Annotated in this window: 13 protein-coding genes, 1 tRNA gene, 1 other RNA gene and 1 pseudogene; 5 read left to right on the top strand and 11 right to left on the bottom strand. The window is 48.1% G+C overall.

Going from position 1 to position 17882, the window contains the following annotated elements; genetic code table 11:
* Positions 1–4 precede the first annotated feature (4 nt).
* Complete coding sequence (locus SPI9445_RS25175) at positions 5–1201, bottom strand: GNAT family N-acetyltransferase (RefSeq protein ID WP_017304761.1); 1197 nt, start codon at positions 1199–1201, stop codon at positions 5–7.
* 402 nt (positions 1202–1603) lie between these two features.
* Here SPI9445_RS25175 and cruF point away from each other — a divergent pair, with 402 nt between their 5' ends.
* The gene (cruF, locus tag SPI9445_RS0110790) at positions 1604–2530 is read left to right on the top strand and encodes a gamma-carotene 1'-hydroxylase CruF (protein ID WP_017304760.1); all 927 of its coding nucleotides are present in this window, start codon (positions 1604–1606) and stop codon (positions 2528–2530) included.
* An 84-nt stretch (positions 2531–2614) separates the two neighbouring features.
* Here the strand turns inward: cruF and SPI9445_RS0110785 are convergent, their stop codons facing one another.
* Positions 2615–3040, bottom strand: coding sequence for a QcrA and Rieske domain-containing protein (locus tag SPI9445_RS0110785; protein ID WP_026079697.1), 426 nt, complete (start codon positions 3038–3040; stop codon positions 2615–2617).
* Between the two features lie 310 nt (positions 3041–3350).
* Between SPI9445_RS0110785 and gifA the strand changes: the two genes are divergently transcribed.
* Complete coding sequence (gifA, locus tag SPI9445_RS0110780) at positions 3351–3551, top strand: glutamine synthetase inactivation factor IF7A (RefSeq protein ID WP_017304758.1); 201 nt, start codon at positions 3351–3353, stop codon at positions 3549–3551.
* A gap of 203 nt (positions 3552–3754) precedes the next feature.
* Here the strand turns inward: gifA and SPI9445_RS0110775 are convergent.
* The 5 genes from SPI9445_RS0110775 to SPI9445_RS25170 all read right to left on the bottom strand — a co-directional run bounded on the left by SPI9445_RS0110775 (position 3755) and on the right by SPI9445_RS25170 (position 9755).
* Positions 3755–3828 (bottom strand) — tRNA-Asp (locus SPI9445_RS0110775).
* Positions 3829–3917: 89 nt separating this feature from the next.
* The gene (locus SPI9445_RS0110770; RefSeq protein ID WP_026079696.1) at positions 3918–4145 is read right to left on the bottom strand and encodes a hypothetical protein; all 228 of its coding nucleotides are present in this window, start codon (positions 4143–4145) and stop codon (positions 3918–3920) included.
* Positions 4146–4559: 414 nt separating this feature from the next.
* Positions 4560–7226 carry an ammonium transporter gene (gene amt / locus SPI9445_RS0110765; RefSeq protein WP_071525278.1) on the bottom strand — a complete coding sequence of 889 codons (2667 nt, stop codon included), beginning with the start codon at positions 7224–7226 and terminating at the stop codon, positions 4560–4562.
* A 100-nt stretch (positions 7227–7326) separates the two neighbouring features.
* Positions 7327–7755 (bottom strand): NUDIX domain-containing protein, encoded by a 429-nt coding sequence (locus SPI9445_RS0110760; RefSeq protein WP_017304755.1) that lies wholly within the window; start codon positions 7753–7755, stop codon positions 7327–7329.
* 23 nt (positions 7756–7778) lie between these two features.
* Entirely contained in the window at positions 7779–9755 is a 1977-nt protein-coding gene (locus SPI9445_RS25170) for a DICT sensory domain-containing protein (protein ID WP_033374516.1), read from the bottom strand.
* Positions 9756–9962: 207 nt separating this feature from the next.
* Between SPI9445_RS25170 and rnpB the strand changes: the two genes are divergently transcribed.
* Positions 9963–10322: RNase P RNA component class A (gene rnpB / locus SPI9445_RS27975), an RNA gene on the top strand.
* 472 nt (positions 10323–10794) lie between these two features.
* On the opposite strand, the gene SPI9445_RS0110750 is transcribed toward rnpB, so the two are convergent.
* Positions 10795–11394, bottom strand: a complete 600-nt coding sequence (locus tag SPI9445_RS0110750; protein WP_017304752.1) for a DUF1517 domain-containing protein — start codon at positions 11392–11394, stop codon at positions 10795–10797.
* A 370-nt stretch (positions 11395–11764) separates the two neighbouring features.
* On the opposite strand from SPI9445_RS0110750, the gene SPI9445_RS0110745 reads away from it, so the two are divergent.
* Positions 11765–12583 (top strand): polysaccharide deacetylase family protein, encoded by an 819-nt coding sequence (locus SPI9445_RS0110745; protein WP_017304751.1) that lies wholly within the window; start codon positions 11765–11767, stop codon positions 12581–12583.
* A gap of 97 nt (positions 12584–12680) precedes the next feature.
* Here the strand turns inward: SPI9445_RS0110745 and SPI9445_RS0110740 are convergent, their stop codons facing one another.
* Positions 12681–15083, bottom strand: coding sequence for a phosphoketolase family protein (locus SPI9445_RS0110740; RefSeq protein WP_017304750.1), 2403 nt, complete (start codon positions 15081–15083; stop codon positions 12681–12683).
* Between the two features lie 180 nt (positions 15084–15263).
* Between SPI9445_RS0110740 and SPI9445_RS26990 the strand changes: the two are divergent.
* Positions 15264–15754, top strand: a pseudogene (locus SPI9445_RS26990) (zinc ribbon domain-containing protein); the annotation flags it as partial.
* Positions 15755–15816: 62 nt separating this feature from the next.
* Here the strand turns inward: SPI9445_RS26990 and SPI9445_RS0110730 are convergent.
* Entirely contained in the window at positions 15817–16731 is a 915-nt protein-coding gene (locus SPI9445_RS0110730; RefSeq protein ID WP_017304749.1) for an Rpn family recombination-promoting nuclease/putative transposase, read from the bottom strand.
* Positions 16732–16767: 36 nt separating this feature from the next.
* Positions 16768–17658: an Rpn family recombination-promoting nuclease/putative transposase gene (locus SPI9445_RS0110725; RefSeq protein ID WP_017304748.1), complete on the bottom strand. Its 891-nt coding sequence runs from the start codon at positions 17656–17658 to the stop codon at positions 16768–16770.
* Between the last annotated feature and the right edge of the window lie 224 nt (positions 17659–17882).

Genomic DNA, 17882 nt, shown 5'->3' with positions numbered 1-17882 from the left:
ACTCTCAAGAATGGGCTTCCGGGGGATGTTCAGCCCCCTTTTCTCCCCCTTGAACAGGTTTTTGATGTTGGAAGTGGCGCATCCAAGAGATTCGACTCGGAACAGGAGTCCGGGCGGGTTGTAAACCTTGCAACACATCTGATAGTTGCAGCCCTTCAAGGGGTTTCGTTTCTCGTAACTTGTGCCATACTGAGCGAGACATTAACAGGGTGTGTTCGGTGCGCTCTGCCCCTAATTTCTCTAAATACTCTTCCCGTTCCGGTTGATAGTCGGCTGAAGCAAGGAGCAACGTTTGAGGGGGGATATTCTGCACAGCTAGCGCCATCTGAGACAGCAGTTCAGGATAGAGCCAAGTATAGGCCGGATGTACCGTTAACTGGGCTTTATGGGCTTTCACTCCATTTTTAGTAATTTTTAAGTCAAAATAGCCAATGGCCGCCTTGCGTTGGGGTTCAAAAACATAACCCTGCACTCGTTCTTGATGATTGAACCATTTTTTCAGGTTATCGAATAAAGCCTGCCAGAACGGGGTTTTAAAGTCCAGAATATGGCGGTCAAAAACTTGACGCAACAGGGGCGGCATGGAGACGGTATCTAGTTGATACAACAATTGAGCGTCGGCGTTGCTGACTGGGAGTAAATTAGGGACACTCGGGGGGGTTTCGGCGAGGTGGTTTAATAAATCCGGTGCGATCGCCCAATAGGTGAGTTGTGCTAAAGGTTGAAAGCCATTTTGTCGGTAAATCCCCAGACTTTCATTATCGTTCACATTGACTTCTAACAACCAAGTGCGTGCTTCCCAAATTGTCTCTAAACAGTGCCGCAACAAATGAGAACCCACTTCTTGGGCTGGGATGAGTTTCTCTCCAGCTTGGAGAGTCGGATTGACTAAGATTTTCTCCACCCGCCAAGTCGTGCGCGTGCGGTTGAAGGGGGAAACGTGAATTAACCCATCAATAGTATCGCCCCTCGCCGCCACATATAAACAAAAACGATGCTGGGTCGGGTTGGGGAACAGACGCAGCACTTTTAATAAACCATACCACTGACGAAAAGCTCTTAGGGTTTTGCGGAGATGATTCGCTTGTTTCTCGTGGTCATCCGCTAATACTTGATTAACCAGTTGTTCTACCCCATCGAGATCACGGAGTTGCAACGGGCGAATTTCTAGATTGAGGTCTTTGATCACAGATGAGGTCATAGAATTCCCAAATGCCTGCTAAGAGCGACGAGAGAGCCAAGAGGGGGAACATAAGGGGTGGATTCCAGACCTTAAGGCAATCCGTCACACCCGCTTATCTCACAGCACTCCTGTCCTCCCATTCTAACGGATTTCACTCAATCGGCGGGGTTCGTAACAAAAGATACGATTTGCTGTTCTCTCCCGAACTGGACAGAAAGTAAAGTATTGTGTACAGATGTAAACTATTGTTTAATAAAATGTGGTGTCATGCTATCTCCAGTCAGGATAGACGGACTATTATCAACCATTGAAATTCCCATTCTAGATGTTACGCAATTCCCCGCCCCCACTGCCCCCAGTTCAGAGCAACGAGCAGTTTGGCGGGATGAACCACTCAGATTCAAGAGGTTTGCATTTTAGATGAAAAAACTTGTTATTGCTGAACGCTCTCTGCTCGTTGGCCATATCATCTCGATGGTATTTGGTTTAGCGGGCTTACTCCTTGTCCTCCCGAACGCTCAATTTATCGCTAATCTGCCGGAGTTTGGTCAATTGGTCTTTCGCTGGTCAATGGCTGGAGGGGGCGCGAGTTATATGGTTTTAGCGACGGCGGCGGTAGCCATTTATGCTTACCGCATTTTGGGTTTACGTCGTTGTTTAACCTTCATGATGCCTGCGGTGTTCCTTTCTTTAGGAAGTGAGCTTTTAGGCACCAGTACCGGATTCCCTTTTGGACATTACCGTTATTTAAGTGGTTTAGGTTATAAAATTGCGGGTTTAGTGCCGTTTACCATTCCCTTATCTTGGTTTTATCTCGGGTTTAGTGCCTATCTTCTAGTGCGTGTGGGTCTAGAGTCTCGTGGGGTAGCGACTCGCTGGAGTTTAATCAGTGCGATCGCCTTCGGATCCCTACTCCTGACCTCTTGGGATTTCGTTCTCGACCCGGCCATGAGCCAGACCAACGTTCCCTTCTGGATTTGGGAACAACCGGGCGGATTTTTCGGGATGCCTTATCAAAACTTTGCTGGATGGTTTGGGACTGGTGTTGTATTTATGACTGTTGCCACCCTGTTATGGCCGAAAACCCCCCTCAATCTTTCCCGTGAGCAATTGATCTTTCCTCTCGTGGTTTATGTAAGCAATTTAATCTTTGCGACGGTGATGAGTGTTGGTTCTGGCTTCTGGATTCCGGCCCTGTTAGGCTGGGTGGTTGGGGTCATTCCCGCCATCGCCTTTTTCGCCCTTGCTAAATCTCGTAGCGATGTTTTAGCCGACAGCTTAAAAGAAAGCGTCTTACAGTCCCGTTCTCAGCAACCCCCCACCATTCCGGCCGGAGTAGTCAAGTAGCGTTTTAACCCACCTTCTTTAAAACCCGGTTTCTTGGTCAATTTGCCCATTTTTCGGCAAAAATAACCAGAAATCGGGCTTTATTTAAATGATGCGAGCTAGAATTTCATCCCCTTCTACTTTCACCTCGTAGGTGGGTAAAGAATCCATCGCCGGGCCTTGTAACACTTCCCCCTCGGGACTATATTCAGCCCCATGACAAGGGCAAATATATTTTCCGGCTTCTCGGTTCCAATCTACGGTACACCCGTTATGGGTACAGGTCGGATTAACCGCTAACAATTCCTCGGGATTCGTGGGATTTTTCAGGATTGAAATACTACCGATAGGGGAAGATTCATCCAGTAAATGACCTTCTGCATTGAGGGCCGTCACGGTTCCCACCCCTTGGAATTCCCCCGGTGTGGCGGTAGTGGTTTCCTCGCTCTCTGAACAAGCGGCGATCGCAACCGGGAGAAAACTAGCCACAAATCCCACACCAATCCAATTTAAAAAGTCTCTGCGGTTCATAGTTTGTACTTGATAGGACTTCAGTTCAGGATCAATCAATCCCCACTATAGCGTTCTATCGCAAGTCCATCTGGTTAATGAGTCTCTTGTCTCGTTCCGAGACGCTGCGCGAACGGAGCAAAAATACAGGAGTCCAGAAGTCGGTACTCCCTGTTACAAGCTATGCAGCCTTGATTTCCCCAAAAAATATTAAGATTCTTGAACAGATAGCATTTTGTAGCCATTGTTACAGAATTTCCTGCTATATTGAAAACATAAGCAAAAAACAAAAAATTCACTTTTTGAATAAAGCAATACGGAGACAAAATTTATGGATACTCAAAATCAAGCTCGTGCGTTAATGATGCGTCATAATCGGATCGTCCGTAACCGCCAAGAATCGATGTTAGGTCGTGCCGCTTCTGAAATTGGCGTTGATGTGGATACCTCTCAATACAGCAGTCGCATTCAAGGAAAAACCAGTTCTGCTTCTCGCACGTCCTACGACCGCAGCAATGCCGCTATGAGTTAACCCGCTATCTGCTGACCTTGATAAGAATTTGATTTTCTGTGAACCTGCCCTTAGCAAAAAGACCCTTCAGAGGGTCTTTTTAGTATGATTAAATCCCGTAGGTTGGGTGAAACGAAGTGTAACCCAACATCTTAGGCTTCTACTGGCAGCAGAAAAAACCCTGACCGTTTGATCAGGGTTTTTCGAGTTCAGAGTTTTTAGAACGGGACTGACGGGGCTCGAACCCGCAACTTCCGCCGTGACAGGGCGGTGCTCTAACCAGTTGAACTACAGTCCCAGTTGCGCACCGAGATTCAATATAACTAAAACTCGGTGGGTGTGTCAAGTCTTTTTTTAAATTTGTCCAGAATGGGGATTTCCGGGGAGTTAGGAACGGCTAGAACTCAGGGCAAAAGCCAATTCACGGTATTTGAACAGCAGTAGTAAACTGAGCAGGTGGATTGACCAATGGGCGATCGCAAATCCCCAGATCAAACAAACGGCTGCCGTAGCAACCGTGAGGACGCGAGTTAATTCATTCGTCGAACGCTGATAAATCCAGATATTAGCTAAAGCCAAGAACAGAAGCAGGAGAGGGAAAACAGGGAGCATCATATCAAGTTACCTTCTGGTCAAAGGGGTTTATAATTCAGGGATCCCGAGAAAATGAGGGTTGATGCCGTTTGGGGTAAGGAATCAACCACATTCACCCTAACACCTGACCCAAAGGAAGAAAGGTAACGTAAATAACTTCTGGGTGAATCTTGAAAAAACTTCGTACAACTTTAAGCTGGGGGGAGATTGGGTGAGTTTAACCCCTTGTTTGTGTGACTAAAAGTAACAAGCAAGCCTGCACTAAATACGGTCGGCATACCGGAACTTACGCTACAGGAGATTTGCCATCTTGGGCGGTTGGCACAAGTCGGCTGTCTAATAGCGGGTCGGTGAATGTAGAATCCCCACGCCTTTAAGCCCGGGAGTGTCAAGTTGTGGGGTGTTCAATTTAAGACACAGCGCTATGTTCTCTAGCTAGGAAGAGGCAACTGTCCTGATTAAATGGCTTTTAGATTCCTGACGATTGGAGAGTTGGTTGACGGGGATTTCTAAGATAAACTTAGCCCCATGTCCCGGATCTGAGTGGCATTTCATCACCCCTTGATGACGATCTACGATGATTTGATAACTAATGGACAAGCCTAATCCTGTCCCTTTTCCAACTTCTTTGGTGGTGAAAAAGGGATCGAACAACTTGGATAAATATTCCGGTTTAATCCCCATCCCATTGTCTTGAATGATAATCTGAATCCACTCCCTATTCTTACATTCAGTTTGAACCAAAATAGTGGGTTCTTGATCGTCATTAAACTGGGTTTCTTCTAAGGCATCAATGGCATTATTTAACAAGTTCATGAACACCTGATTCAACTGCCCAGCATAACACTCAACGAGGGGTAATTCTCCATACTCTTTGACGACCTCAATATTACGCCGTTTGCTAGGAATTTCACCACATTTGGGATGTAAGCGGTGCTGCAAAATCAATAGGGTACTCTCTAAGTTTTCATGAAGATCCACTTTTTTCACTTCGGCTTCATCCAAGCGGGAAAAGGTGCGCAGGGATTGCACAATTTGCCGAATCCGTTCGGCTCCCACTAAGAGAGAATTGTGAAGTTTTGGTAAATCTTCTTGCAAAAATTCCCATTCTAGCTCTTCTAATTTACCCTGAATTTCACTGGGGGGTTCTGGGTAGTATTCTTGATATAAGTCCAGTAAACGTAAGAGATCCTCACTGTAGGATTGAGCATAGATTAAGTTGCCATAGATAAAGTTAACGGGATTATTGATTTCATGGGCAACTCCGGCCACCATTTGACCTAAACTGGACATTTTTTCCGATTGGATAAGTTGGGATTGAGTCCGTTGCAGTTCAAGTAAAGCTCGTTCTAACTGGATGGTTTTGGCTTGGTGCTTTTCGGCTTCCTCCGCTTGTTTTCGCTCAGTAATATCGCGGAATGTTCCGGTATAAAAAGAGCGAGTTTTTAACTCTGCTCGGCGTAAACTGGCTTCGACGGGGAAATGGGATCCGTCGGCCCGTTGTCCCAGAATCTCTTTTACGTTTTGGTCAAGGAGTTGAACAAAAAATTGGGTACGGTCTGCGATCGCACCTGGATAACAACGCACCAAGTCCAAAACCGACATTCCCACCAAGGCATCCCCCGAATAACCAAACATTCGCTCGGCGCTAGGATTGACCGTTAGAATCTCCAAAGTGTTGGTAGTAAAGGTAATAATGGCATCGGTGGCCGTTTCAATAATCGCCTCAATGCGTAATAGGGACTCTTCCATCACATCCATCACGCTGTTGTAACGCATGGCAATGTGTCCCGCTTCCGTAAAAGGATCTACCGGCACCCGTAAGCTCAAATCTTGGGTAGCCGCTTGCTCATCCATAACACGAAACAATTCGTAGGTTTCGGTTTTCGCCCCATGTTCTGAGACATTCAGCCCTAACTCTTCGGCTTCCACAGAAACACGGAGCGAAAACCAAGGGGTGAGGCACTTTAAAAATAACCAAGTCATGCCAAAAGCCCAAAGGAAAGCCAGAACAACCCCCAGCAATTGAATCCCTAACTGTTCCAGACGACTAACGCCCGGTGCAAAAGTATCTAAGGGACAAAAGAGGGCAACGGCTACGGTTCCCCAAGCCCCCGCCCCAGCATGAACCGCAACGGCATCTACCGCATCATCTACTCGGCAACGGAGGAGGAAGTCGCTAAAGAAGAGCATAACTAAGGCTCCCACGGCTCCAATTAAGGCAGCAGAACCACTGGAGACAGAGTGACAAGAGCCCGTAATAGACACTAAACCCGCTAATGAGCCATTAATGAGATATTCAACCCTTGCCCCTTGTCCATTCGGCCAACTGAACAGAATGCCAATCAACATTCCCGTTGCACCTGCTAGGATCGTGTTACCCAGAATAGCGGGAACTTGGGGGCCTAGATGCAGTAAGCTACCGCCATTGAATCCTAACCAACCTAACCACAAAAACATAGTACCCATAACGGATAAAGGCAGGTTAGAGCCATGAATCCGTTGGGTTGTATTGGCCACAAAGCGCCCAAAGCGGGGACCCACAACGAGGAGAACGGCGAGGGAAGTCCAGCCGCCAATGCTGTGAACGACGGTAGCCCCGGCTTGGTCAATAAAGCCCAAATTCCCTAACCAACCGATAAAGGTTCCGGTTCTAATGCCATTCCAAGCCCAATGACCATAAAGCGGATAAATAATCCCAGAAATAAAAGCGGCAATGCACAAATAGGCGGAAAATTTCAAGCGTTCAGCGACTGCTCCGGAAACAATAGTGGTGGCAGTGCTGCAAAACATTGCTTGGAAAATAAAAAACGTTGCTTGTTCTGGTGTGGACTCCCAATCCATCAAAAAGCCTGTTGAGCCTATCCACCCTGCTTGAGAGGCTCCAAACATTAGGGCATATCCTAATGCCCAAAATAGCAACACGGAAATTCCAAAGTCTGACAGGTTTTTGACAGCAACATTGATGCTGTTCTTCGACCGAGTAAGTCCAGACTCCAGGCACATAAACCCGGGCTGCATGAGGAAGACCAGACCAGAACAAACGAGAAGCCATAGAATGTCAATCACTTCATCACTTGCTCTTTTCTTGCAACATAACATTATCACCCATTTATTCCCTAAATGGTGTAATAATTTATACTGTTTTTAGCGAAAGGGGTGTAAAGAATGTTACCAGGAAACTTTCTGGGCAAGCCTTAACTTACAAATGAGGTCGTATCCCATAATTCCGGTAACGGAAATAATCTCGCAAAATTTGGTCATGATCAAAACAGAGATTAGTGGGAATTTCCCAAGGGTGAAAAATGCCTACACTTTTCGCATCATCGGCCGCCTTGGGTTCTCCGGTGGCTGTAGCCAAAAACACAATACTAATCGTATGTTTTCGCGAGTCCCGTTGGGGGTCAGAATAGACATAAAACTGCTCGAATAAGCGGACTTTGAGGGACACTTCTTCCTCCGCTTCTCGTCGTGCTGCCGTTTCCACCGATTCCCCATAATCGACAAACCCACCGGGGATAGCGTAGCCATAGGGGGGGTTTTGCCGTTCAATTAAGACAATGGGACGGTGGGGACGGTCGATCAGTTCGATAATAATATCAACGGTGGGGGCTGGGTTTCGGTAGGTCATGGATAGGGGTACTCCGGGAAAAATTAGCGGACTGTCCTTTTTTGCCGCTTTCTTGAGGGGGTTTCAGTCCGGGGAATCATGGGTAGGGTGAAATGGAAGGAACTCCCCTGATCTTTGCCTTGGGATTCTGCCCAGATTATGCCGCCCCAACGTTGAATGATTTGCCGACAAATGGCTAATCCTAGGCCGGTTCCCCCGGTGGTGCGCTGTAACGCGCCTTCTTCTTGATAGAAGCGGTCAAAGACGGTTTCTAGGCGTTTGGGTTCTATGCCGCGTCCGGTGTCGGTAACGGTGACTTGTAACATTTTGGAGTCCCGAGGTTGGGCGCTGATGGTGATGTTGCCTTTCTGGGGGGTGAATTTACAGGCGTTGTCGAGGAGTTTGGCGAGAACTTCGACTAACCATTCCCCGTCAGCTTCGATGAGGGGCAGGTTTTCGGGGAGATGGGTGATAATCTGGGGTAGGTCTTGGGGGTTATGGCGGGCGCGAATATGGCTGAGTCCCAAATCAATACATTCGGGTAGGGCAAGGGGTTCAGGATTCCAGTCCACCCGGCCGCTTTCGAGTTTCGAGAGGGTGAGGAAGTCTTGAATAAGTTTGCGCATTCGTTCTGCGTCGGAGAGGGCGGTGTTGAGCATGACTTGACGCAGTTCTGGGGGCATATCGGGTTCTGTGCTAAGACTTTCGAGACAGACTTGAATGGTGGAAAGGGGGGTGCGCAGTTCGTGTCCGGTGATGGCGACGAGGTTGGAACGGGTGCGGTCGAGGGCGGCGAGTTGTTGATTGAGGTCTTCGAGGTGGGCGTAGGCCTCGGCTTGAATGAGGGCGACTCCCACTTGATTGGCGATCGCCTCCACTAAGCCGATTTCCTCGCTAGTCCATTCTTCGGGTCGCGGGCCACAGTGTTGGAGTTCTACAATCCCCAGTAGGCGCTCTTGGTAAAAGACGGGAACGAGGAGCCAGGAGCGAATCCCCCACTGTTGCAAGAGTTGATGGAATTCCCGGCTGGCTTGGTCAAGGGGAGGATCTTGTTGGGCATCTTTCACCCAGGCCGATTCGTTGGTGGTAATGACGGCTTGAAAGAGGGGGTTTTCCGTGAGGGGCCAAGTAATGCCTTGGAGGGAGGGAACGTTAGGACTGAGGAATTCATGGGTAATGGTGGCGGTGGTGTCGGTGGATCGACAGCGATAGATGAGGCAACGACAAGCACCGAGGACTTGCCCGACTTTTTCGACGGCGACTTGTAGGATTTCTTCGGGATTGAGCGATCGCCGAATGGCCACGGTCATCAGGTGAATCAAGCGCTCTCGTTTCTCTTGAGCGGCGATCGCACGATAAGCTTTCACTAACTTATACTGACTTACCTGCAAGTAGGTCACTAAACGCCCCACAAAGGGATCCGGATTCGTCGCCACAGACTCATCCCCCCCCTGAGTTCTGACGGAAACCCCCAAATAGGTTCGTTTGGCCTGAGCCAGTTTCCGCGCCAACTCCGGACGGTAGCGCAAAATCCGATCCAACAAAAGCCCAGCCGCCTCTTGAGCCACTTGACGATCAAAAGTCCAAATCCCCTCAAACCGACGATTAGAGTCCATCCCTAATGTAGACTCATCCCCCGGGCTACTTTTTTCCCGACAAATCAAACAAGTGGCATAACTATCCCCCAACACCACTAGATGCCATTCTTGGGCTAAACCATCAGTAGGCGCAAAGGCAACCGTTTCATAATCCCCTGAGTGATTGCGAAACTCCGTTTCTGGGGCAGCTAACACATAGACCTGATCACTTTTCTGGGCAATGCGACGATAACGATGGGCTTCTTGGCGATAAAAACGCTCTTGTTGGAACGTTGCAATGACTAAAGGAGAGCTAGACCCTGCCAGCACTTGATCCTCCATCGCATGGGACAGCGCAATGAGAGACGATTTAAAATACATCTGGGGTCGCCAGTCCGGTAGCACCTTCAACAAATCAGCAAGGATGGAAGTAGAAATACTCATTGAAGTTGGGGTTGGGGTCTTTTCCTCGGAGGTGGATTGGGCAAGGGGGAAAAATCGGCGGCTCATGGAGTCAGAACAACTTCATTATTTTAGCTGTTGTTCTTCTCTCTCCATCCTACAAAAACGCGCTCCTTTCGCGATTTTGTATCAAAAATTTCAATCATTGGAGAGAGCATCGTAACTTCTCAAGATACACTAGAGCTAGAAAGAGTCGGCGAGATGGTTGCAGATTATCCCTTGCGGTTAGTCTGAGGAAAGTCCGGACTCCCCAAAGACCAGACTTGCTGGGTAACGCCCAGTGCGCGTGAGCGTGAGGAGAGTGCCACAGAAAAATACCGCCTTCTTTGGAGGGTAAGGGTGCAAAGGTGCGGTAAGAGCGCACCAGCAGTATCGTGAGGTACTGGCTCGGTAAACCCCGGTTGGGAGCAAGGTCGCAGGGGCAAGGGTTGGTCTTTTTCCCGTCCCGCTTTTGGTGAACCGCTTGAGGTGTTTGGTAACAAACATCCTAGATAGATAACCGTCCTTCCTTCGGGAAGAACAGAATCCGGCTTATGTCCGGCTCTTTCTTTGAAATTAGGGAACAGGGAACGGGGAACGGGGAACAGGGGGAGAGGGGGAGCAGGGGAGCAGGGGAGAGGGGGGATGGGTTGATTACTACTGCCTTTTGCCTTTTGCCTATTCCCGACTCCCGATTCCCCACTCCCGACCCCCAACTCCCTGTTCCCTGTTCCCCGACTTTCTCAGCAAGCCCAAATTAACCCCCCAAAAATTTACTGGCGCGCCCAGCTTAAGGTTGACTCTCAGATCAATCCTTAAGGGGCGCACCAGAGGGGTTTAGATTGGGTAATGGGTATCTTAAAAATAGCCCAGAATGGAGGTTTTGTCAAGTCTCTGCACGGGAGTTAGGGATGGGAGAGAAATCTGAGGTGCAGTCATTGGGTCGAGACGATGAGAAGGGATGGGGAATTCTGAGGGCAAACTGAGTCTATGAATGAAGAATCCCCGTCCCTTTAGGGCTCGGGAGTGTCAAGACATTAAGTCAAAGGGGAATCAGTTCCGGAAAATTCAAGAGGACTTGTTCATCCGTTAACTGATCTCCGAAACGGGCGGGGGAAAAATGGACTTGAATGGCACGCAAACGGCCTTCATAATGTAAATTGATCAGACTTTTTAAGCCCTCTGTCATCGCATTAAGATCCGCGAGATCCGTTTCTAACTCTTGGACTTCTCCCTCTGCTGCGACCGTAATCATCACCACAATGTGGCGGGTCATGGGGAAAGACAGCGTATCCTGTCCCATTTCTTCCCCAATACTAGGCTGACTCAGATAACGTTGTGCGGAATCGGTGAAGAGTGCGTTAACATAATCTCCGGCTTCTTCTTCCTGCCAAAAGATATCCCCTTCATTAGCGGCAGCCTGCCAAGCGTGTTGGACATCTAACAAACTCTGACAAATTTGCTCTAAACTTTCCCCCAAGACTCTGAGATCGCCCTCTGAAGCGATCGCCTCTCGTCCCGCCTGATTGAGAATTCCCAATAGTGGGGCAATATCCGATCCTGTGATTTGCAAAAACAAACGACACACCATAAAGCGCGTGCGTCCCATCATTCGATTTAAGCGATCGCCAATTGGAGACATCCCGTTGTCCACTCCTTTCGATGCACATTTCCTCTATTTTACTCGGCAAGGGGGACGACCGCTCCCATCACTTCTCCTGATCTAGAAGGAATTTTTCAGGGGGAATTTTTGTAATTTTTTCCTTATCTATTTGGTATTTTGACAAAAGTATTGGCACAATAAGAGATGACCATAATTAGACCCTATTTGCCCCAGTCTCTTCTGACAAAATCATGAGAGATGGGGCTTTCTTCTTCAAAGAGGCGAAAAATGAGGATCAATTTTCCTGAAAAAAGGGCTTAAATGCTGACTAAACCTTGATTGTAGCTATATTAAGCCAGAGGATTTAACCATTGCTATCATAAACTTATAACAACACCCGGAAAAAGTGATGAAACGCTGGAAACGCTGGTTTTTGATCATGGTATTCCTAGGGATTTTGCTTGTCTCAACCCCTTTAGCCCTCAGTCCACAACCCATTGATATTATCTTAACGCCAGAGCCAGTTAATCTCGAACTGCCCCTGCTGCCCGACTTTGCGGATCACCTGCCCGAGATTCCACCCTCCACACCTATTACGACCCCTCCCCCCGAATTTCAGGGCAAAATTGTTTATAAAGTTGACCTACCCCCTACAGAAAAGGCGATCGCCCTGACCTTCGATGATGGCCCGTGGCAAAACAGCGATCGCTTTCTAGAAGTCCTCGACACCCACCAAATCAAAGCCACCTTTTTCGTCGTCGGCAAACACCTAGAACTCTATCCCCAAGTCGCCCAACGCCTCGTAGAAAAAGGTCATATCATCGCTAATCATAGCTGGAATCACACCTATCAGCCCCTCAGCGCCACCCAAGCCGCCACAGAGGTCAAAAAGACCGAAAATGAGATACTAAGGCTCACAGGGGTCAAAACTACCCTATTTCGTCCTCCCGGTGGAGTTCTCGATAATGGGATGGTCACTCAGGCCAAAAGCCAGAACTACACCATCATTATGTGGTCTGTTGATCCCCAAGACTACACCAATATTCAAGCCTCCACCATTACCCAGCGCGTCGTTAGTCAAGCCAAGTCCGGCGGGATTATACTACTCCATGATGGGGGAGGGAGTCGTCGTCAGACCCTCGAAGCCCTCCCCCAAATTATTAGTCAGTTCAAGCAACAAGGGTATGAATTTGTCACCATTCCTGAACTATTAGCCAAAAGCCTATAGCAGGGGGCGGAGGTAATTCATGAATTCCCCCTAGACTATTGGGGAAATTCACAAATTGCCGCCACGATGTAGCACAATATAGATTGATAGATTTCCCCTAATAAGGCCACTTCCAGTGAACCATTTCCGGCTTATCTATCCCATGATCATAGGCATAGTGTAAATGATCAATGATCTCATTCTTCATCCGTTCCTTCACATAAGCCGCCGCAGAACGTAATTTCGGCACATAATTGATCACATCAATCACCAAATTAAAACGGTCAATTTGGTTATGAATCGCCAACTCCAAAGGAGTATTAATATTTCCCTCCTCCTTATAACCTCGAACATGAATCCGATCCTGATTTGTCCGACGATACACTAACTTATGGATTAACCAAGGATAGCCGTGAAAATTAAACACCACAGGCTTATCTGGCGTGAACAACGTATCAAAATCCCGGTTCGATAAACCGTGAGGATGTTCCCCCTCCGACTGCAACTTAAACAAGTCCACCACATTAATAAAACGGACTTTTAAATCCGGGAACTCTTCCCGTAAAATCGCCGTTGCCGCCAACGCTTCCCGCGTGGGAATATCCCCGCAACTGGCCATTACCACATCAGGAATATCCGGCTCCTTGCCACAATCATCATTGCTCGCCCACTCCCAAATCCCAATCCCTTTAGTACAGTGTTTAACCGCCTCTTCCATAGTCAAATACTGCAAATGAGACTGTTTATCTGCCACAATGACATTCACATAATCCGTACTGCGTAAACAGTGATCTGCCACCGATAACAAACAGTTCGCATCTGGTGGGAAATAAACCCGCACCACATCGGCGCTCTTATTCGTTACCAAGTCCACAAAACCCGGATCTTGGTGACTAAACCCATTGTGATCTTGCCGCCATACCACAGAAGATAACAGGATATTCAGGGAAGAAATCGGCGCACGCCAAGGCACCTCCTTCTTACAAATATCTAGCCATTTGGCGTGTTGATTAAACATTGAATCAATCACATGGGCAAAAGCTTCATAGGTATGGAAAAAGCCATGTCTTCCTGTGAGTAAATAGCCCTCTAACCACCCTTCTAAAGTATGCTCACTGAGCATTTCCATCACCCGACCATCGGGGGACAATTCACTCCCGTCCTCATCTTCAGGTAAAAAGTCAGCCAGCCAGGTTTTCTTTGTGACCTCATAGACTGGATGGAGACGATTAGAAGCCGTTTCATCCGGGCCAAATAAGCGGAAATTAGTCATATTATTCCGCATCACATCCCGCAGAAAATAGGCCATGACCTTAGTATTTTCCATCTCAATGGAACCCGGGCGACCAATATCTACAGCATAATCGCGGAAATCGGGCATTTTCAGCTTTTTACGCAGAACTCCCCCGTTAGCGTGGGGGTTAGCTCCCATTCGGCGATGTCCTGTAGGACTGAGTGCCTTTAATTCGGGGATTAAACGACCTTTCTCATCAAATAGTTCCTCGGGTTCATACCCTTTCATCCAGTCCACCAACATCTGCAAGTGTTCTGGGTTATGATGTAGACCTCCCATTGGGACTTGATGCGATCGCCAAAATCCCTCAACCTTGTGACCATCTACCTCTTTCGGTCCCGTCCACCCCTTCGGAGTGCGCAAAATAATCATCGGCCATCGGGGACGTTTAGCCACCCCACTACGACGCGCCTCCTCCTGAATCGCGTGAATCTCATTCACACAATGCTCCAGAGTATTCGCCATCAAGTGGTGCATCGTTGTCGGGTCTTCCCCCTCCACCACATAAGGGGTATAGCCATAACCTTTAAACAAATCTTCCAATTCTTCCCGACTAATGCGAGACAGGATTGTAGGGTTGGCGATTTTATAGCCATTAAGGTGCAAAATCGGCAGCACCGCCCCATCCCGGATAGGATTAAGGAACTTGTTCGAGTGCCAAGCCGTGGCAAGGGGACCCGTTTCCGCTTCCCCATCTCCCACCATCACCGTCACTAGGAGATCAGGATTATCAAAAGCCGCTCCGTAAGCATGGGACAGACTGTAACCCAATTCTCCCCCTTCGTGAATGGAGCCCGGAGTTTCTGGGGTGCAATGGCTACCAATCCCCCCCGGAAAGGAAAACTGTTTGAAAAACCGTCGCATCCCCTCCTCATCCTCGCTCATGTTGGGATAAATTTCCGAGTAAGTCCCTTCGAGATAGACCGGAGCAAGAACACCCGGAGCCCCATGACCCGGACCCGCTAAATAAATCGCGTTCAGGTCATATTTCTTAATCAGACGGTTCAGGTGAACATAAACAAAGCTTAAACCCGGACTAGAACCCCAATGGCCGAGGAGGCGGTTTTTAACATGGTCGGGTTGCAGGGGTTCTTTAAGCAGGGGGTTACTGCGTAGATAAATCATACCTGCGGCTAGATAATTGCAGGCTCGCCAGTAGGCATCTATTTTTTGCAGTTCCTCTTGTTGAATAGAGTAAGGATTGGAGGATTCTGGGGTAATAACCATAAATGACTCTGGGTTAGATTCTTGGCTGCATTCTAACCTGTTCTTTTTGTTTTGGCAGCAAACAGTGTTTTAGCTCATCGTCGGGAAGCCCCGCACTGTACGTTCGCGTTCACTTTGTGACGCGTTGCGTAGCAAATGTCAGTGTCGGGAGGAAAGACGGTTAATTGAGGGGTTCGATTTTGTGACCAAGCCAATATCATTTTTGCCGAAGATTTAAACGTCAAAGCCATGTCTAGGGGAATGTTGTGTAAACCTACCCTTGATGCTGGTTTTGGCGGTTTTCTAGAGGTATTAAAGCACGTGGCTTGGAAACGAGATGTTTATTTCCAGAAAGTTGATGCTAATTTCACTAGCCAAATTTGTCCGAATTGTGGTGTAGTGACTGGTAAGAAAGACTTGTCTCAACGAGTGCATGTTCACTTCGTGACGCTTCGCGAACGCGAAGCGTTGCGTAGCAAACGCGGAGCGTTGAGTAGCAAATGTTCTCATTGTGGGTTGGTAACGGATAGGGACGTTGCTGCGGCGATGGTTGTTGAGCAACGTGGACTTGCAGCCCTTTGGGGGTCAAGCTGCCTGTAGAGGAAGAGGTTATTGCTACGCAACGCTTCGCGAACGGGGATGTCCCTAAAAAGACATCTAGAGCCTCCCGTAGAAGCAGGAAAGCCTCATAGTAATATGGGGAAGCCCGCACCGTACCCGTAGGGTCGATGTCGGGAGGATGTCACGATACCCTTTAATTCTCTAGAGACTTGAGGATTTGTTGAACAACAGTGGGGTCTAATTCCAAAAGATCGGCAATTTCAGCAGGAGACATCCCTCGCTCCGCTAAACGGTGGATGAGTTGCTGTTTCATCTGCTCTCGACCCTGCTGTAAACCCTGCTCTCGTCCCTGCTGTAAACCCTGCTCTCGTCCCTGCTGTAAACCCTGCTCTCGCCCCTGTTGTAAACCCTGCTCTCGCCCCTGTTGTAAACCTTCCTCTCGTCCCTCTTGCTTCATCTCTTGAGCAAAACGAGTCTTTTTTAAATTCTCTACACTGAACATTTCTCCTAACTCCTGACGACTAATCTGGGGTAGTTTATACAAAACAATCGTTTCTATCAAATCTAACACTTGTTCTCGATTCCGTTGACTTCCAACCTCCTGTTCTACTTGTTCGACTAAGCTTTTCACTTGGGGACGGATTTCTTTGCTCCGGGCTACCAGTAACTGAAGAATTCTTAAACTCAGTCGTGGGTTTTCCTCTTGTTGCAAGTCGTTGAGATAAATCCGCGTTACCCAAGGACTATTAAGCAAGGGTTCATAGGGGAGTCTTTCTCGGGGAGTGGGTTCTATGTTGGGACTTCTAAACAGGATAACAGCGCGCCAAGGGGCTTGGGGGTGATTGGTGCGTAGATACAGGAAGAGTTCAGAAAACAGACGGGCGTACAAATTGGGGTCTTTCTGAAATTGGACTTCGGTGAAGTAGAGGGGGGTTTGAGGGGTGATGGTTTGGGGGAAGAATACTCCATCAATCCGAAAGGCTGTTTGTTTGATTTCGATGGACTCGAAACGGTAGGGATTATCGGGGGTGGGGGATTGTCCAAGAAGGTCAAAGAGGGTGTTGGGCAGTTCTTTGAAGATGCGGTAAAAGATGGTGTCGGTTTTCATTCGGGGGAGTAGGAAGGAAAGGGACTCTGGTCTGGCTTAATTTTCTGAAGATTTGAGGATTTGTTGAACAACAGTGAGGTCTAATTCCAAAAGATCGGCAATTTCAGCAGGAGACATCCCTCGCTCCGTTAAACGGTGGATGAGTTGCTGTTTCATCTGCTCTCGCCCCTGTTGTAAACCCTGCTCTCGTCCCTGCTGTAAACCCTGCTCTCGCCCCTGTTGTAAACCCTGCTCTCGCCCCTGTTGTAAACCTTCCTCTCGTCCCTCTTGCTTCATCTCTTGAGCAAAACGAGTCTTTTTTAAATTCTCTACACTGAACATTTCTCCTAACTCCTGACGACTAATCTGGGGTAGTTTATACAAAACAATCGTTTCTATCAAATCTAACACTTGTTCTCGATTCCGTTGACTTCCAACCTCCTGTTCTACTTGTTCGACTAAGCTTTTCACTTGGGGACGGATTTCTTTGCTCCGGGCTACCAGTAACTGAAGAATTCTTAAACTCAGTCGTGGGTTTTCCTCTTGTTGCAAGTCGTTGAGATAAATCCGCGTTACCCAAGGACTATTAAGCAAGGGTTCATAGGGGAGTCTTTCTCGGGGAGTGGGTTCTATGTTGGGACTTCTAAACAGGATAACAGCGCGCCAAGGGGCTTGGGGGTGATTGGTGCGTAGATACAGGAAGAGTTCAGAAAACAGACGGGCGTACAAATTGGGGTCTTTCTGAAATTGGACTTCGGTGAAGTAGAGGGGGGTTTGAGGGGTGATGGTTTGGGGGAAGAATACTCCATCAATCCGAAAGGCTGTTTGTTTGATTTCGATGGACTCGAAACGGTAGGGATTATCGGGGGTGGGGGATTGTCCAAGAAGGTCAAAGAGGGTGTTGGGCAGTTCTTTGAAGATGCGGTAAAAGATGGTGTCGGTTTTCATTCGGGGGAGTAGGAAGGAAAGGGACTCTGATTTTTCCAGATTATGTAGGTGGCAAACAAATTAGCTTGGCTAATCCCTGAATATTATACTAGGAGGTAGTTTGTCCCACGCTCACCGTTGGGCTGAGTCGCTCACGGCCACGCTTTGATGTGTTACTGTGGGGCTTTTCAATTTGTAGTTGATGCTCTCTGCCCTAGAAAAGCTGTCCTAAAAGGACGGGGCTT

Origin of the sequence: Spirulina subsalsa PCC 9445, from assembly GCF_000314005.1 — a bacterium.
Classification (GTDB): domain Bacteria; phylum Cyanobacteriota; class Cyanobacteriia; order Cyanobacteriales; family Spirulinaceae; genus Spirulina_A; species Spirulina_A subsalsa.
This window is presented reverse-complemented; position numbering and strand designations above follow the sequence as displayed.

Bases quoted from the DNA above. Each gene is read 5' to 3' on its own strand.
- SPI9445_RS0110730 (WP_017304749.1), bottom strand. From the start codon at position 16,731: ATGAAAACCGACACCATCTTTTACCGCATCTTCAAAGAACTGCCCAAC.
- SPI9445_RS0110760 (WP_017304755.1), bottom strand. From the start codon at position 7,755: ATGACCTACCGAAACCCAGCCCCCACCGTTGATATTATTATCGAACTG.
- SPI9445_RS0110750 (WP_017304752.1), bottom strand. From the start codon at position 11,394: ATGTCTCCAATTGGCGATCGCTTAAATCGAATGATGGGACGCACGCGC.
- SPI9445_RS0110785 (WP_026079697.1), bottom strand. From the start codon at position 3,040: ATGAACCGCAGAGACTTTTTAAATTGGATTGGTGTGGGATTTGTGGCT.
- cruF (WP_017304760.1), top strand. From the start codon at position 1,604: ATGAAAAAACTTGTTATTGCTGAACGCTCTCTGCTCGTTGGCCATATC.
- SPI9445_RS25170 (WP_033374516.1), bottom strand. From the start codon at position 9,755: ATGAGTATTTCTACTTCCATCCTTGCTGATTTGTTGAAGGTGCTACCG.
- SPI9445_RS0110745 (WP_017304751.1), top strand. From the start codon at position 11,765: ATGAAACGCTGGAAACGCTGGTTTTTGATCATGGTATTCCTAGGGATT.
- SPI9445_RS0110770 (WP_026079696.1), bottom strand. From the start codon at position 4,145: ATGATGCTCCCTGTTTTCCCTCTCCTGCTTCTGTTCTTGGCTTTAGCT.
- SPI9445_RS0110725 (WP_017304748.1), bottom strand. From the start codon at position 17,658: ATGAAAACCGACACCATCTTTTACCGCATCTTCAAAGAACTGCCCAAC.
- gifA (WP_017304758.1), top strand. From the start codon at position 3,351: ATGGATACTCAAAATCAAGCTCGTGCGTTAATGATGCGTCATAATCGG.
- SPI9445_RS25175 (WP_017304761.1), bottom strand. From the start codon at position 1,201: ATGACCTCATCTGTGATCAAAGACCTCAATCTAGAAATTCGCCCGTTG.
- SPI9445_RS0110740 (WP_017304750.1), bottom strand. From the start codon at position 15,083: ATGGTTATTACCCCAGAATCCTCCAATCCTTACTCTATTCAACAAGAG.
- amt (WP_071525278.1), bottom strand. From the start codon at position 7,226: ATGTTATGTTGCAAGAAAAGAGCAAGTGATGAAGTGATTGACATTCTA.